Source organism: Marivita cryptomonadis, assembly GCF_002115725.1.
GTDB lineage: Bacteria > Pseudomonadota > Alphaproteobacteria > Rhodobacterales > Rhodobacteraceae > Marivita > Marivita cryptomonadis.
Genome location: NZ_JFKD01000039.1, coordinates 1 through 16794, shown reverse-complemented (window position 1 = coordinate 16794; position 16794 = coordinate 1). Strand labels below are relative to the sequence as shown.

Here is a 16794-nt window from a genome sequence, read left to right as displayed (position 1 = left end):
AAATCAGGACAGCTCGGTCGAAGCGATCATGGCGTTCGACAACCTTGTCAATCCAGAGCTTGAGCGGGCCCGCCTTGAGTTCGCATTGACCAACCTGATGAACGCGCCCGAAGTGACCGAGATCGGCATGGGTGATCTGGTTGACGAACGGCTGACTCGCTCGATCGAAATCGTAGCGAAAGGCTATGGTCTTGATCGCCTGCCTGAAGCGTCCGAGATCTTTGATCGGTCTTTCTTGCCGCCGATGGACACGCGTACCTTCGAAGTGACGCTGAACTGAGCCACGCAACAGACATGCGCCAAGGCACCGCTTTGGCGCATGTTTTCTGTCTGGGGATCACGGACACATGACCAAAACTCTGATCCACGGCGCGCAGGTGCTGGTCGAGAATGATCAGTTTGCCGACGTCTCTCTCTTGATCGACCAAGACCGGATCGCGGAAATCCTCCCAAAGGGCGCTTGTGTCGCGGACGCCAAGCCGTTGAACGCCAGCGACCGCCTGATCATTCCCGGCCTCGTCAACGGTCATACCCATTCGCACGGTGCCTTGGCGCGCGGCGGGGTGCCTGATGATGCCATCCTCGAATCCTTCCTGTCCGGCTCGGCCTGGCTCAATCTTGGTCGGAGCCATGACGATCTGGTGCTCTGCGCCCAACTGTCGGCGGTCGAACTGATCCGCAAAGGCTGCACGGCCTGTTTTGACCTCTTCATAGAACTTCCGAGACCTACCGTCGAAGGCACCCACGCCGTAGCGCATGCGTATCACGAGACCGGGATGCGCGCCGTGGTCGCGCCGATGATCGCAGACCAGACGATTTATCAGGCGCTGCCGGGGCTGCTTGACGCCTTCGATGGTCCACTAAAAGATGCTGTGGCCGCGCTCAGCTTGCCCGATTGGGAAAGTACGATCGAGGTCTGCACCGATGCACTGCGCCACTGGCCTGCCTCGAATGACCGCGTGCGACCGGGGATCGGCCCGACCATCCCACTGCATTGTTCGGACTCGTTTCTTCAAGCCTGCGCACGACTGTCCGAAGAAATCGGCTTGCCGCTTCAGACCCATCTAGCAGAAACCCGGATGCAGCAGATCATGGCGCAGCGGAAATTTGGCACCTCATTGGCAGAACACCTGTCAAACTTGGGTGTGCTGTCGCCCCGGTTCAGCGGGGCTCACGGTGTCTGGCTGTCAGACCCCGAGATGGCGCTTCTGGCCGAGGCGCAGGCGGGTATCTCGCACAACCCAATGAGCAACCTGCGGATCGGCTCTGGCATTGCCCCAGTGCGGCGGATGGCTGATGCTGGTGTGACGTTGGGCATTGGCACCGATGCCAGCAACACCTCAGACGGGCAGAACATGTTTGAGGCGATGCGCCTTGCAGCCACGCTCAGTCGGGCGCAAACGATTGACAGCGCTGACTGGGTCCGCACGCGAGAGGCCTTCGACATGGCGACGGTCGGCAGTGCGCAGCTTCTGGGTTTCGAGAAGCTTGGCCAGATTGCAAAAGACTGGATCGCGGACCTCGTTTTCCTTGACGCGAGCTATTGTCATTATACGCCGCAACGCAACGCATTGGACCAGATCGTGTTCGCCGAAACGGGAGCTGCCGTGCGCGAAGTGATGATTGCAGGGCAGATGGTCTTTGCCGGGGATCGCATTCTGACGCTGGATGAACCGGCCCTTCGCACCCGTGCTCTCGCCGCAGCCGACCGGATCACCCACGCGAATGCCGACGCGCGCGTCATGAATGCTGCCGCCGCCGAAGTCGTCAAAGGTTTCTGCTTGCGCAATTGCGCCGCCCACTAAGACAGTCATGGAGGACCACATGGACCAGAAAACCGATCCAGCCATCGCCGCAAAAGCCATCGTAGAGGCATATCTCGAGCGCTCGATGGTGCCGGACCCAGAGGGCGCACGAGCCTATGTTTCGGACGACTTCGACATTACATTCACCGGCGGTCGCAAATTCGCTGGTCCGCATCAGACCGCAGGGTTCAATGCGAAACGCTATAAATGGGTGAAAAAGAAATTCATCCGCACTGATGCAGCCTACGATGCCGCGACCGGGGATGTTCATGTCTACAACACGGGCTATCTTTATGGCGAATGGCATGATGGCACGACGTTCGAGACCAACCGCTACATGGACAGTTTCGTTGTCCGTGATGGTCAAATCGTCAGCACGAATGTCTGGAACGACAGCGCAGAAATCCTGCTGGACAAGGCAGGCTTGGCCGAGGCCCCTTTATGATCCAACTGCCGACCCATGACCGATACGATTACAGCGCCATCACCGATCGACCGGATTACACTTGGCCCAATGGCAAACGACTTGCGGTCTATATCGGGCTGAACCTTGAACATTTTGCTTTTGGTGAAGGGTTGGGCGCAGAACTTGCGCCCGGCGGGCCGCAGCCGGACATTCTCAACTACGCGTGGCGCGACTACGGCAATCGCGTTGGTGCGTGGCGCATGCTTGACATGCTCAACGCGCTTGATCTGCCGGTGAGCGTTTTGGCCAATTCCGTTATGTATGATTACGCACCCGAACTGATGGCGGCCTACAGCGCGCGAGGAGACGAGGTCGTGGGTCACGGGCGCACGAATTCAGAACGACAAAGTGTTCTGTCCGCCGCGGATGAAGACGCGCTGATCGCAGAGGCGACAGAAGTGCTGACCAAGGCAGAAGGCAAAGCACCAAGAGGTTGGCTGTCACCTTGGATCGCAGAAAGTCGGGTTACGCCGGACCTGCTGAAGAAGGCAGGCTACACCTACACGCTCAACTGGTGCATGGACGACCAACCCGTCTGGATGCGCACTGAACATGGTCCTTTGCTGTCGATCCCCTATCCCCAAGAGGCAAACGACATCCCGTCCATTGTCGCCCGCAAGGATGGGGCGGCCGCATTTGCCGATATGATCATCGACAATTTCGACGAGATGCTGGACCAATCCAAATCTCAGCCGCTGGTCATGGGAATAGCGCTGCATCCCTATCTTGTCGGTCAACCCTACAGACTGCGCCATTTACGCCGCGCATTGACCCACATTTGTGAACACCGTGACGCAATCTGGATCACCCAAGCCGGCTCAATCTATGACGCCTTTTCCGGTTCAATGATTGAATAGTACTGTCGGTTTTTGACCCATTATCGGCGACACGCTGCAGCATCTGCGGCCCAGAGCACTTTGCACCCTAAGCGACCTGCTGTCGTCAGGCGCATAAACACCGACTTGGATAAAATATAAACTTCGTGAAATCATATAGTTATGAATGGCCGTGGCATTTCAAATTCCGACCTTGGGCGCTCAAAAACCGACTTGGGGCGCGTTAAACCCGACCTCGGGTTTTCCGACGCCAGCTCCAAGACATGAAAAAGGCCGCCCATAGGGGCGGCCACTAGCCTCGGAAGGGGATCTCAGGCTTACTTCTTACGATGTCCCTTTTTCCGAGCCTCCGCTTGCTGAGAGTTCAACCGGTCCATTACCCTAGTTGTATCGATGCCCCGCCAATGCTGGGTCATGAACGGGTTAAGGTCATCATCGTTGTTCGTCCGGATGAAGTATGCGCCGGCGAAATGATCCAGATCGAGGGTCCGAGCGCCATCTAAGATCGCCTCGCCAAGCGCCTCGATGGTGATCTCGATCGCAAGACCGAACCTATAGGCCGCAGCATGCATCAGGATCTGAATGAACTCGTCGTTCGCGATCAATCCGGACTGATCTACAATTCCGCACTGCCGAAGCAGGGTACCCATCGCTTCACGTAAATTTTCCCCATCGGTCTCCAGTGAAATCGGGTGGATCTCAATCGGCCTGAGACGCCGCAAGAGTGTTTTATCGTGATTAATGAGCTCCCGGGCTTCAAGCGTTGCCGAGAGGAAAAGGCAGACCGGCCACTCCTTGTTCTGGGTCAGGTTTCTGAACCGCTTCGTAAAGTGCTCCTTCGCCGCGTCCGTCGTGTGCCGACCGGCGTCTTGGACTTCGTCAAGGTGCAGTCCCGCTATGCGCTGATGTTTCAGGAGATCCTTGATCCGATTGAAAAAATAGTCTTCGTCCCTCGCGTTCTTAACGGGGTAACCCAAGGTCCGGAGAATCTCCGCCGCCGTCTCCTTGGGGGTTGCCCGCCCAGGTACGATAACGCTGACGATCTGGTGGCCGAATTCTCGACCACCGGTCGCCTCAGCCACGCTGTGGAAGTCCGCGATCGCTTTGTCGATCATCCGAGATTTTCCTACGCCAGACGGAGCGATAAGGGCACCACCCTTCTGCTCCAAGAGGCCGATTTTCAGTCGCTTGTCGCGGGCCTCCATTACCGCGTTGAGACGACGATTAAAGGCCTTGTAGGGTTCAGTCTCGAAAAAGTTTTTCTCCAGTTCCGCCTGAATCCCGACGGCTTCCCTGATTTCCTGATTCTCGGTGATAGCCTGTTCGAAGCTCATTTCGTGTCATCCTTCCATGATTTACCGCGAGAACGCGGTTTGACGCTGGCCCGGTACCGATCGAGGGTGTTGGGCGCATCCGGCGCTACCGTGTTCGGGTCCGGCTCGATGTCGGTGCTGGTATCCGGGGTCGCGGGGGGAAGCGGACCCTCTTCCTCACCTGAGAGCGTGAAGCCGCCCATGAGCGGATCCTGATACTCATCACGACCGATGAAGGGTTTTTCATGGTGCCCCTTACCCATCGTGAGTTCCAGCGCCGCCCGGTTGATCTCCGACAGGGTCATGCCTTGATTGTTGACGCCTGCGGATTTCGCGATGACAGCTGCCTCGCCTTCCCACCTGTTTCGAGCCTCGCTCCGGCCAGGTCTCTTGGCCTCGACATCCGCGCGGGCCTCGGCGCGATCTAGCGCTCTCTGTGCGCGCCAGTCGGAAAGGGGCATACCGATCATCTTCGGATCCAGTGCCGGAACGGTGATCATGTCTTCTCCAGCCCGGACAGAGATTGCCCCAAGGTCCATCAGATCGACCTTGATCTCGACCTTTCCTGTACCGCGGTCGATCCGTTCTACATCGGCAGCAAGCCGCTGCACGCGAATGAACTCGTTCGTGTATTTGATGTTCTCGAACCGGATCCCATCCTCGGAGATCGTCGCCTCGCGAAACACACCGCAGGCTTCACGAAGACGCGTGGGGTTCGGCATCATCGTGGGGTCATAGTTGGGATCCTTGGTCAACTTCGTCCACATCCCATCTGGCGTGAAGTTCCCGATCCCGCGGTGCTCCGACGTGTTATACTCGGCGATGAAAGTGACGATCTGTCGGTAAAGGTCGTCGTCCGTCAGGCATGCTTCCTGATGGGGTTTTCGATCGTTGAGTGCCTGGGGGTTATGGGACGTATACCCTGGGATTTTCCGCGCCCACTTCAGGTCAAAAGTCAGGAACAGGCGTTCCACGACACCACGGAGTTCGGGTACCCCGGCCGTAGTGTTCATGAGCGATCCGGTCAAAGTCCGAACTGCTTCGCCGAATTCTGCGCCGCCGAATGGGTGCTTGCCGAACTCGCTACCCGAGTCCGTGACGACAAGCTGGATGGGGCCTCGTTGCGACCCGTCCGAATTGGTGAGGCCCACTCTCTGGAACATCGGGGTCTTGTCCACGAAGCACATTCGGAGTGCCTCGAGCGATGCGGCCTGGTTAGGGTTACGGCACAGTGCGAACCCGAGGATCTTTCGCGTCGCGACGTCGATCCCGACCACGATCCAGCGGCGGACCCGGGGGACTTCCCGTCGCTCTTCTTCCGTCATGCGCAGCCAGCGGTCGTGGGTCGTATCGAGAGTGACGACATGGACCTTCCACGCATCGAACTGAACCTGTTCCCCTGGGAGCAAGTCGAGCGGGATCTTGTCGACCGAGCCGAACTCCTTCATCGCGGCCGCGAGCCCTTCGCGCTGAGCCATTACGACGAACGGGTCCAGATACTTCTTGATCCACCGTTGGTACGTGCATGCCGAGCGCACCTTGATCTTCGGACATCCGGTCTCAGCGCGGCGTTCATTCTCCGCCAGCACCGCTGCCCGTGTTTTCTCTCCAACCTCAGACTTAGAAACCTCTGTGGAAACCGCATACCCATAAAGGTGGACCAGTACGAACCGAAGGTCTTCGGCCTCTTGATGGTTGAAATGAGTTGGGCGCTTCCTCGGGCGGAGAAAAACTCTGTGATCGTATCCAGCGCGCCGGAACTTTCGATAATGTTCCAGAAGGGTTGTGACTGAGGGAAGAGGCTTCAGGCTCTGGGTCGAATTCGACTTCAGGGTTCCATAGTCAAGCTGGGACTGGTGGGTACGGTATTCTTCTTCAAGCGCGGCGATAAACTCCCGAACGCCATCTGGCGTCAGCCGCATCCCGAGCCGATGATAGTGATCCATCCGCCGTGCCAAAAAGGTGACGCGCTCCACCCGCGCGCGCTCCGTTTTGCTGACGACCCGGTTCCCATCGCCCCCGTAAAGAGCACGGTCCGTCTTGCGTGCGAGGCTGTAGTATCCGCGATCGATGATGAGCAGTTCACGTTCGATCAGGTGGTCGATCTCTTCAGTCCGGAACTTCCGCAGGGTGGTGCCTCCCACCCCATCAGCGACGACCATGTGGTAATGCGTGACGCGCTTGGTTTCGCGCTCGGTCACTGGGATGGTCTGCTTGACCTCCCGACCTTCGAAAGTGACCCGGTCGACCGGGCGGAGGTTGCTGAAATAGATCATGCAGCTGCCCTCCAGCACACGGTATCCGGTGCGAAGGGATCCACCAGATGCTTGCGGATATCCCCGTCACCGATCAGCCGGATCGCAGCGCGATGTCCCCGGTGGCCAAGGGCGGCACGGTCGACGAGCTGACCGAAGGTGAAGGTTTCGGACAAGCCGAGGGCGGCTTTGAGGACGATGCGGTCCGCGTCCGGATCCCAGCCGCGCCGTGCACGGTGGATATCCCGGGCGCAAGCCCGATAGGTCGGGTGAAAGGAAAACCGAGACAGAACCGTCAGGCGATCCGCAACGGACCGGGAAGCCTGTTGGGCGATGCCCTGGACTTCTGCCAGGTAGGACGGGCGCTTCGCCTTCTCATCATACTTGACCGAGACAAGGACTTCTTCGCGGTTCCGAAGCAGAACGTGAACGTCGACGCGGGTGTGGGTCGCATCGCCAGCGTCGTTGATGAAATCGACCCGCGTCAACTGTTCGGCGAAGCTGACCACGTCAGGATGTGCGGCCAGATTCTCAATGACACACGCTTCCTCGAAGGATGCGCACCAGAACTCCTGCAACACGCTGGTCCGGTGCAACCGAGTGACCAGCGATACCTTGCAGGAACTGCTGGATTTCCCCAGCTCCATCTTCATCAGGTGGGACCGGGAGACCTCGAAAGGATCGCTCGGATCCGCTGCCGGCGGGCGTTTGATCCTTGACACGCGGGACATGCGCGGCGCGTACCCTGACATCAGGGCGGGGCCTTTCAGACTTGTCGGTTCGTTGATTGTGAACATGCTCTCTCTTGTCCGGCGCCGTATCCGGGCCGGTTTTTTCGGGGATAAGTCGAATTGGAGAGAAGAGCCGACTTGCTTGTCAGGAAGCCCGAGGCTACCTTCCATGTGTGATTAGAGGGCTAGTCTCTCCGCGAATAGGCCGCGTGCGTCGTTCCACCGACGTGCGCGGTCATTTCATTGGTCAGGTCATTTCTATTCCTTTCGCCGCGAATAGGTGGCGGCAGATGCCGTAGGTCGGGTTTTCATTTTTGTCGCGACAATCGGAGGAAAAGGGAACCCCCCTCGCTCAGCCTGATCATTTTGCAAGATGTTGTTTTTATTGCGAAAAAATAGAATTTCTTTTTCTATTATTTTTGTAGGATCGAACAGAATCAAGGGTTTGTAGGATCGGAATACGGGCGTAGATCGCTCACGAGACGGTGGGCCCCTGACAGTTGCGCTGGAACTTTTTCCACAAAAAGATTTCGCGGAACCCACCTGTGGCAGCCGTCAGGCCTGAAAAAGGTCGTATACATATAGTATTACCCGAATCGCTCACGGGTTCGTGAGGTGGGATGTGGCTTGGCCAGTTCCGGTGCAAACCGCGCGGCTGTGGCCCTGTACTCGCCATTGAGCCTACCGGCTTCTCCGCCTCGGAAAAAATGATCGGGATCTGGTTTCGCATGCCAGTACCTCGCACCACCTCGATGGAGACAGTCAGAAGCCGAGCGGTGCGCTGAGAGGCAGTCGGTTCAAGTCAGAGCGTATTTGACGCCAGCCCGGCATGTGTCGGTCGAGCACGGCCACAAAAACGTCGTCATGCCGGCGCGACACGAAATGCGCCATTTCATGGAGGATGACGTAATCGAGGCAGACCAGCGGCTTCTTGACCAAATCAAGGTTGACCCAGAGGCGCCCAGTATCCGGATTACACGATCCCCATTTCGTGTGCATCGCCCGGATCCCCCACGCGGGTTCCGCAACGTCAAGACGGGCCGCCCATTTCGAAACCCTGGGAGCGGCTTTGTCCCGGAGTTCTCTACGATACCATGCGGACATCCACCGAGCTTTATCGGACCGGCTGGCGTCATGGGGGACCACCATGGTGATCCGGTCGGCGCTGTCGACACTGATCTGCCCGGCGCGAACCTGAGCCTGGCGGACCCCTAGTCGCAATGGACGCCCAAAATAGTAATGTGTCTCGCCCGATACGTAGAGCCGCTCCGGTTCCCGAGCCTGTCCTGCAAACTGGCGTTGCTTGTTCTTGATCCAGCCCAGCCGAGTGACAATCGCCACCCGGATCGCGTCTTCACTGATGGCCGGAGGCGCCGCGACCCGGACCCGTCCGGCAGGAGGGTAGACCCCTATATGCAGGTTTTTGATCGGCTTCCGGACAAGTTCCACCGACAGACCCGCGACCTCGATCTGCTCAGTATTCATGATGGGACCGGATAATCTCGATGATCTGTTCGACGGCTTCTTCGTCTTCAAGAACCTCCGACAACTTACGCCGGAGCATCCGCTCCTTCATCTTGTTTCCACGCCACCCTGTCTGGGCGGTTTCACGGATCGCCTGCTCGACCGATTGTGTCCGCGCCTCGTCCTGTCCGAGGTTATCGTACAAGGCTTTTCGCCCAGCCGTGTCCATGCTCGGCGGGTAATCACTGCCGTGACCTGCTTTAACCGACCGGACCAGTTCCGCGATCTTTTCGAGATAGTCGGCGTAGGCGAGCGCGTCGTCCTTCCGTTTCTTGACGAGGTCCGTCAGCAACTCTGACATGCGTTCATAGAATTTCGGGTTCACCGGTGTTTCGTCGATGATGAGCTTGCGGACGTTGTTTTCGATCGCCTCAGCGACGTTCTCCCGCTTTGCCTTCAAGGAGGGGGGTAGCTCTTCCTCGACGGACGCTCCCTTGCTGACGACCAGGTCGATCAGGCTGATATCATCGAGATGCGAGATCACGTCGGAGCCGTCCGCCTTGATATAGGTGTCGATCAGGTGCCGCATGGCGGGCTCAAATTGTTTCATGTCGACCGCGTCGCCGCTGTGAAGGCGCACGGCATCCCGGAGCGCAAGCGCGCGATCAACTTCCCCCCGGTACTGGGCTATCTGAAGATCGTTTACCCCGGACGCCGCTGGGTCTTCTGCAACAGATGCAAAGGTCCGGGCATAGGCTCCGGCCAGCTTGTAAAGCGCCTGACGGCGGCGGGCTTTCTCATCCGCCTCAGGATCAACCTCCCAGCCGCCCGGGCTTGAAAAATATGCGAGGACCTCGGCGTCGCGTTTCGGCTGTTCAACCGGGTCCAGCAGGCCGAACCATGCGTCGCGCGCGGTGGTCAGATCGACGCCAGCTTTCTCGGCCCGCGAAGAAATCAGGCCATCCACATCTGCGGCGTCAAATGCATCAAACGCACCTGAGGTGTAATCATCGACCGCTGTCTCGATGTGCTTGAACAGGTCCTTGTAGTCGATCACATACCCGAAATCCTTATCGTCCCCGTCCAGCCGGTTCACTCGGCAGATCGCCTGGAAAAGCCCGTGGTCGCGCATCTGTTTGTCGATATAGATGTAGGTCGCCGTGGGGGCATCAAAGCCGGTAAGAAGGCGGCTGACCACGATCAGAAGCTTCATCTGTGCCGGTTCCTTGCGGAACTTACGCAGGGCCTCGGTCTCGTAGGCCTCTTCGTCTGTCGCAAGGTCCGTCATCAGCCGGTCATAGACACGATAGACGTATTGTTTTTCCGTCTCGCCCATCCCGGCCTCTTCACCGGTCAGTTCCGAAGCGTTCCGGGTATAGGACGTGACGATCGCGCATTTCCCGGCGAGGTCCGAACCGGAGTTCCGGAATATCTCGAACAACCGACAGGCCTCCGGGATCGAGCCGGCCACCAGCATGGCGTTGCCACGGCCAGACTTCAGGCGCGGCTTAAGCTCCATGTCCATGATGATGTCGCTGGCGATCTGTTCCAGCCGGTCCTTCGAGGACAGTACCCGCTGCAGTGTACCCCAGCGCTGTTTCAGGGTCGCCTTGGCGACAGGGGTCAGGCCGTTTGTCTTAGCCTCGAACCACTCGTCAATCTTCGTGGGCGACGCCACGCGCTGGTCGATATCGCGCGCCTCGTACCGCAGGTCCAGAACCACCCCGTCCTCGACGGCCTCGTTGAAACGATAAGGCGTACCGATATAGGGTCCGAATACCTCAAGAGACGTCTGCTTGTCCGACTTTAGCAGGGGCGTTCCAGTAAAACCGTAGAATACCGCATCCGGAAGGATCGTCCGCATGGCACGGGCCAGCTTGCCCGACTGTGTGCGGTGTGCCTCGTCGATGAAAACGAAGAACGAGCCCACTGGCGCGCCGATCTGACCGCGCTGGATGTTGGCGATCATCTCGCTCAGTTCATCCTCTTCACGCCGCCCGAACTTATGCACGAGGGAGGAGACCACCCGCTCCTTCGGATCAGCCAGTGCGGCCAGTAGGTCGGCACCGGATTTCGCGCGGCGGACCTTGTCGCCGGTATTGCCAAAGACGGTTTCGATCTGCTCGTCCAGTTCCTTCCTGTCCGTCACCACTAGGATACGCGCGTCAGGTAGGGCCTCGCGGATCCAGCGGGCCAGCATCACCATGATCAGGCTTTTCCCGGACCCCTGAGTTTGCCAGATGATACCCGACTTGCGGGCCCGAACGGCCTCCTGTGCGGCCTTCACCGCGAAATACTGGTTCGGGCGCGTGACCTTCTTGATCCCGGCGTCGAACAGGATGAAATCATTGATCAGCTCCAGAAACCGGTCCGGGGTCAGCATCTGGGACACATCCCGCTCCAGCGGCATGATGATCTCGCTGTCTTCCTTCCACGCCAGCCAGTAGGGCTGCGGGGTCTGGATCGCGGCGTAGCGCAGGCCCTGCATCGCGTTGCCCGCGAAGGTGATCTGGATGGTCGTGAAGAAATGCCGGATGAACTCGGGCCGCTGGTTGTCCAGCGTCTGGCGGATGCCTTCGCCAACCTCGACGGTGGATTTCTTCAATTCCACCACGCCCAGGGCGATGCCGTTCACATACAGGACAAGATCGGGGCGTTTGTTGTAGGCCTTCGGATTCTTCGCGGTGATCGCCACCTCTTCGGCCACGCCCAGATCGTTGGCCGCCGGATGATCCCAGTCTATGAAGCGCACGGTGACCGGGGCCTCGCCGGGGCCGGGGGTGACCTGCACGCCATAGCGCAGCATGTCAAAGGTAGTCCGGTTCGCCTCATAGAGCTTCAGCCCGTCCATCCGGGCCGCGCGCTGCAACTCGGCGATGGCTTTGGTGATGACCTCCGGGTCATACCCGCGCTTGGTCAGCCAGGGGCGGAGCAGATCCGGTTCGATATTGGCGTTGCCGGGGCGCTGGTGCCAGTCGCCCAGGTACCGCCATCCGAGGCCGCCCGCAGCGCCAGAGGTCTCGCCGCACATCTGGGCGATCATACGGTTCTGCGTGGCGCGTTCCGGCTGGCCGATGGTCATCTGTGAATACCCCTTAAAGTAATGTCATCCTAATCAGACGAGCCGGACCCGCCCGGTCAAAAGGTTTTGCATCATCCCCTCTTTGACCGCCCGCGCCTTTGTCAGGCGGCCCTCGAGGGTCTGGATTTCGGCATCCATGTCAGAGAGGACGGTGGAGATGGCTTGTTGTTCTCTTTTAGTTTCAGGAACCCGAACCGTGTAGCCCGTCAACTGCGTCTTGCCGATTTCGAGGAAAGTGCTGCCAGAGCACAATTCGATGAACCCCTTCTTTTGGCTCGTCAGCAGGTAATAAAGGAAATCCCGATCGGCGCGATTCTTGGCAATGAAGTTCTTGAATCCCTGGTTGGTGGTTAGGGGGATCGTCGAAATGGCACATTCTCCAATCGTAGCGCGGGAAGTCATCACGATGGTGCCCTCGGGCAGAAGCTCGGCAGAGGATTGACGCAAACCCGCACGGCTGATGGTTCGGGTCGTACCGCTCAGAAACTTCCGACCATCCAAGGCCGTGATGTCTGTAGGTGTGACCCACGCAATGTCACCATCCCATAGTGTTGCGTCTGACGTGCTCGGGGTTCCTCCTGATCGAATGTCGGCCAGTTCTGACAAGGTAGCCTCCTCCCACTCCCCAGAGAACCCTGGTAGGCGGCGGCGGGCGGTGAGGAGGTCTTGCATCGCCCCCTGTTTGATCAGGCGCTTCTTGGCGATCACCCGCTCCAACCCCGCCACCGCCCCATCCGCATCCGACAACGCGGCGGCAATGGCCTGTTGTTCGTCGAGGGGGGGGAGAACAAGGGGTATCGTCTTGAGCTGTTGCCCGTTTACGCCGGGCTGGCCACTTCTGGCTGAGTTTTCTCTGATCCAATCCCAATATTGCGCAGTTTGCATGAACTGAGCGAGGTAGTCAGGTAAGATAGCACCTGCGTCCGCAGTCAACCGAATTAGAAAGCCTGCGAAAACAACCGGCTCGCCGTTATCCCTGAAAAGATGGGATTTTCCGACACTGGCACCCGTCCGTGCAACAACGATATCCCTATCGGACAAGATGAAAACATCGCTGGCGCTGTCGCGCACAGACGGGAGTGAACCAAGGTCGACACGACCAGCTTCATCAATGTCTGTGATCCTCAAATATGGGTATTTTCCCACACCGCGAGGAAGGGCGGCGGCGTTAATACCATAGGACGGCGAACGCTGTAGAACACGCCCAAGGGTCGTCTCGCTCCACTCAGATGGAATTCCCTGTCTCATCCCGCCACCCCCATCGCCGCCAGATGCCCGGCCACCCGCGCCTCCAGACCGGCCAGATCGTCCATGATCTGCGGCAGGGTTTGCCCATACCGTTCGGTCAGCACCCGCACGCGGGCGGTCAGCCCTTCGGTCCGGGCCTCGACCTCGGCCCCGATGGCCGCCGTGATATCGGCCAGCCATTTGTCGTGGACCACAAGGGCGCGGATGTCGTCCTCGGTCAGGTCCGGGTATGTCTTGAGCACCGCCTCGGTCAGGTCCGCCTCGGCCTCTTTCGCGGCCTTCTTCGCCGCCGCCTCGGCCGCGATCAGCTTGGCGGCCTGTTTAAGGAGGGGCCGTTCCTCGGCATCTGCTTCACCGGATTTCTCGCGCGCCTTCACGGATGCGGCGGTCAGTTTTCCAGGATCGGTCAGCGCGTCGGCCAGCAGCCCGCCCTCGGCACCGTGTTCCTCGGCCAGTTCCTCGATTTCCCGACCCAGTTCCTCGGCCCGGGCGGTGGCTGTATCCAGCGCCGCCTTGAGGTCCGGAAAGAAGCGGTTAGTGATCAGGGTCGGCGGGATCACATCGGCCACGAGCCGGACCTTGTTCACGGTCAAGTCGCCATCCTCCAGCCACTTTGTCTTGCCGTCCTTGACCTCCTTACGGGCCTCGCGAAGGTCGCGCGCGGCCAGCCAGCCCCCGCCCGAGATGATGAACACATCGTCCTGCATGCTGTCCGACCAGTAGGACATGAGACGCTGATAGGCCTCGTATTTATCCACCAGCGGGGCCGATTCGAACCGGGTCAGCATATCCTCGGCGATGGTGTGGATCAGGTCGCGGGGATGATCGCCCTGCTGGATACCCGACAGCGCTGTCGTGTTCGCGGCGATCCAGCCGTTCAGGATTTCCGTGATCTGGGCGCGGAAGGCGGCGAAATCCGGGTGGTTCCGGATCGTGCTGCGCACCTGATCGGGGGCGACCAGCGGGTCGGCATACCCCGGGCGTAGGTTCGGCCCGAACAGCGTGGCGCGCAGGGTGGGCATGACCTCCCAGAAGTCCGACAGCGCGTCGATGTCCCGCTCGGGCACACCACCATGCAGATGGGCTGTGATATCCTGAAGGTCTTCAGGGTCGGACCCGTCGATGTAGCGGGGGATGTTCAGGTTAAAATCGTTGCGGGTGATCTCGGTGTAAGGGACCAGCCTGGAATAACCTGGGATTTCCTGTGCGCGGGTGAAGGCGTCGACGATCTTGTGGATGTCCCGCGCGCGCAGGCGGTTCTTGTTCCCATCCTTGATGAACTCCTTGGAGGCATCGATCATGAATACGGGCCGGTCCGCCCGGGCCTCGGATTTGTCCAGCACGATGATCGAGGCAGGGATTCCGGTGCCGTAGAACAGGTTGGCCGGCAGGCCGATGATGCCCTTGATCAGCCCGCGCTTCAGGATCTTCTCACGCAAGCGGGACTCTGCGTTCCCTCGGAACAGGACGCCGTGCGGCAGGATCACCGCACCGGACCCGGTGGCCTTCATCGAGGCGAGGATGTGCAGAAGGAACGCGAAATCTCCGTTCTTCGCGGGCGGTTCGCCATCCACGAAGCGGTCGTATTTCGTTTCCTCGGTCAGGCCCGAGGCCCAGGCCTTGGCCGAGAAAGGCGGGTTGGCGACCACAAAATCGAAGGTCTGGAGGGTGTGTGCATCGGTCAGGAAATGCGGCTCAGCGATCACGTCGCCCTGGGCGATCTCGGCTGTCTCACGGTTGTGCATGATCATGTTCATGCGGGCGAGACCGCGGGTGGCGATGTCCATCTCCTGCCCGAAGATGGTAATCGGTACGCGGGCGCTTTCGGCGGCCTTGAGGAGCAGCGAACCCGAACCACAGGTCGGATCATAGACCGTCTGACGTGGACTGGTGGCCCGGTCCACGCCTGCCACGGCCGCCACGACACGCGACACCTCAGCCGGGGTGTAGAACTGGCCCTTCGACTTGCCCGCTTCGGTCGCGAAGTTCCGCATCAGGTATTCGTAAGCATCGCCAAGGATGTCGTCGCCGTCGGCGCGGTTTTTTGAGAAATTCAGCTCCTCACGGCTGAAGATGTTGATCAGCGCGGTCAGCGAGTTGATCATTTTCTGACCGCGCCCGAATTTCTCGGGGTCGTTGAAGAAGGCCCGGTCGATCACGCCCGACAAGTCGTTTTCCTCGGCGATCCGCGCGATGATCGTGTCCATACCCTCGCCGATGTTCTTTGACCCGCGGAGGGCTTTCATATCGTTGAAGGAGGACCCCGGTGGCACCTCGATCAGCGCGTCCGGCTGACCGGCTCGGTCCGAGACGTATTTCACGAACAGCAGCGTCAGGATGTAATCCTTGTAGAGCGAGGCATCCATGCCGCCCCGAAGCTGGTCGCAGCTCTCCCACAAGGAGCGGTAAATGTCGCTTTTCTTGATGGCCATGCTGCCCCCGTTGATCCGTTTCTTATGGTTTCACATAGGAATAACCGGAACTTCTCCCGAATGACAGCGTGGATAGTCCGTGGGCGTTGGAGTGGCTGCATTATTACGATATCTGGCATCTCGACGGCGTTTGGCGCGGGTCGAATGCGCCCGGACCGATCTCCGTGGGCGAAATTCTAAGCCAGAGACAGGAGAGCGCAGATGGCACGGGGATCTAGTCCGGGACAGAAGGCGCGAATTCTCGTCTGGGGTACCCGTTCTCATTGAGCTCGGGGTCCTCTTGTCTGATCTGTCGGCGGTTTCGGTCTATGGGAGACATCGAGAGCCGAAACCCGGATGGGCTTGGCCGGATGATCGCGAGCCTCTTGAATTCACGTGTGTTCCCGGGGCGCGGGGCCCCAAGAAAGTGGCCCTCAAACTCTCCGTGACAGCGGGGATCACCGATGATCGCATCGCCCATGCACTACCGGATGAGCCGGTTTCTATCTGGGAAATCCGGGGCAGCCGGCTGGGCGCGAGTGAACTGCGAAATCGGGATGATCTCTCACGGTTCAGAGAACTCGTCGGAAAGACCTTTGACGCCATCAAGGATCAGCATGGGATGGATGTAGAGCTGTCGGTTTTTCCGGCGGTTCCCGTCCCATGCGCTGTTGAATTCGGTCGCACATGGCAGCCCAAAGCCCACCCTCCGTTCCTGATCTATGACCAGGTTCCGGATCGGGGGTTTGTGCTGCGTCATAGTGTTGGGTGACACCCGACTTCAGCAACTACTGCTTTCCGGAAATCGCATAACCGATCTGGGTATGGCCGAGGCGGGAAAAACCCGCCCAGGCCGGTTTTTCTCAAAGCCCGTACTGCTCACGCGCGTAGTCACCCAGGCCCACCGCATCGAGCTTGGCGAGAGGCGCGAGGAAGGTGACCTGAATCACGCCCGGCGCGCGGCCGATCTCGATCGCGCCGTTCACGGTGGCGCGGTTGCGCACCTCGGCCACGGTCATGTCGAGCAGCGCCGCCGCGCGGGACAAGCCGTTCTCAATCGCCGCGTTCAGGTTCGCAGCCGTACCGATGACGGAGACCGGGGCCAGCGGGTCGATATCCGTCACGCCCCATTTTTCGGCAAGCCTGCGCCCCTTGGCCTTCTCCGCCTCGGAGAAGGGTTTGG

Annotated in this window: 11 protein-coding genes and 3 pseudogenes; 6 read left to right on the top strand and 8 right to left on the bottom strand. The window is 59.5% G+C overall.

All coding sequences use genetic code 11. The annotated features are described in order from the left end of the window. The 4 genes and pseudogenes from MCRY_RS21470 to MCRY_RS21455 all read left to right on the top strand — a co-directional run. Positions 1–280: pseudogene (locus MCRY_RS21470) on the top strand (ABC transporter substrate-binding protein); the annotation flags it as partial. A gap of 67 nt (positions 281–347) precedes the next feature. Further along, complete coding sequence (locus MCRY_RS21465; protein ID WP_085633706.1) at positions 348–1805, top strand: amidohydrolase family protein; 1458 nt, start codon at positions 348–350, stop codon at positions 1803–1805. A gap of 19 nt (positions 1806–1824) precedes the next feature. Further along, entirely contained in the window at positions 1825–2250 is a 426-nt protein-coding gene (locus MCRY_RS21460) for a nuclear transport factor 2-like protein (protein WP_085633704.1), read from the top strand. Continuing rightward, positions 2247–3128, top strand: coding sequence for a polysaccharide deacetylase family protein (locus tag MCRY_RS21455; RefSeq protein ID WP_085633702.1), 882 nt, complete (start codon positions 2247–2249; stop codon positions 3126–3128). The genes MCRY_RS21460 and MCRY_RS21455 overlap by 4 nt, the downstream gene beginning before the upstream one ends. 296 nt (positions 3129–3424) lie before the next feature. Here MCRY_RS21455 and MCRY_RS21450 read toward each other — a convergent pair whose 3' ends face one another. From MCRY_RS21450 to MCRY_RS21420, 7 genes are all read right to left on the bottom strand, one after another. After that, positions 3425–4441, bottom strand: a complete 1017-nt coding sequence (locus MCRY_RS21450) for an ATP-binding protein (RefSeq protein ID WP_085633700.1) — start codon at positions 4439–4441, stop codon at positions 3425–3427. Beyond that, the gene (locus MCRY_RS21445; RefSeq protein ID WP_085633698.1) at positions 4438–6696 is read right to left on the bottom strand and encodes a Mu transposase C-terminal domain-containing protein; all 2259 of its coding nucleotides are present in this window, start codon (positions 6694–6696) and stop codon (positions 4438–4440) included. The genes MCRY_RS21450 and MCRY_RS21445 overlap by 4 nt, the downstream gene beginning before the upstream one ends. After that, positions 6693–7472 carry a hypothetical protein gene (locus MCRY_RS21440; protein WP_085633696.1) on the bottom strand — a complete coding sequence of 260 codons (780 nt, stop codon included), beginning with the start codon at positions 7470–7472 and terminating at the stop codon, positions 6693–6695. The genes MCRY_RS21445 and MCRY_RS21440 overlap by 4 nt, the downstream gene beginning before the upstream one ends. Positions 7473–8168: 696 nt before the next feature. Continuing rightward, on the bottom strand, positions 8169–8891 hold the full coding sequence (locus MCRY_RS21435) for a M48 family metallopeptidase (protein ID WP_085633694.1): 723 nt from the start codon (positions 8889–8891) through the stop codon (positions 8169–8171). After that, positions 8881–11952: a type I restriction endonuclease subunit R gene (locus MCRY_RS21430; RefSeq protein WP_085633692.1), complete on the bottom strand. Its 3072-nt coding sequence runs from the start codon at positions 11950–11952 to the stop codon at positions 8881–8883. The genes MCRY_RS21435 and MCRY_RS21430 overlap by 11 nt, the downstream gene beginning before the upstream one ends. A 33-nt stretch (positions 11953–11985) precedes the next feature. After that, the gene (locus MCRY_RS21425) at positions 11986–13200 is read right to left on the bottom strand and encodes a restriction endonuclease subunit S (protein WP_085633691.1); all 1215 of its coding nucleotides are present in this window, start codon (positions 13198–13200) and stop codon (positions 11986–11988) included. Beyond that, positions 13197–15632, bottom strand: coding sequence for an N-6 DNA methylase (locus MCRY_RS21420; RefSeq protein ID WP_085633689.1), 2436 nt, complete (start codon positions 15630–15632; stop codon positions 13197–13199). The genes MCRY_RS21425 and MCRY_RS21420 overlap by 4 nt, the downstream gene beginning before the upstream one ends. A gap of 68 nt (positions 15633–15700) precedes the next feature. Here MCRY_RS21420 and MCRY_RS23475 point away from each other — a divergent pair, with 68 nt between their 5' ends. Beyond that, complete coding sequence (locus tag MCRY_RS23475; protein ID WP_244897955.1) at positions 15701–15850, top strand: type II CBASS E2 protein; 150 nt, start codon at positions 15701–15703, stop codon at positions 15848–15850. Positions 15851–15888: 38 nt separating this feature from the next. Beyond that, positions 15889–16383 (top strand): annotated as a pseudogene (locus tag MCRY_RS22695) (SAVED domain-containing protein); the annotation flags it as partial. Between the two features lie 91 nt (positions 16384–16474). Here the strand turns inward: MCRY_RS22695 and MCRY_RS21410 are convergent. Then, positions 16475–16794 (bottom strand): annotated as a pseudogene (locus tag MCRY_RS21410) (acetamidase/formamidase family protein); the annotation flags it as partial.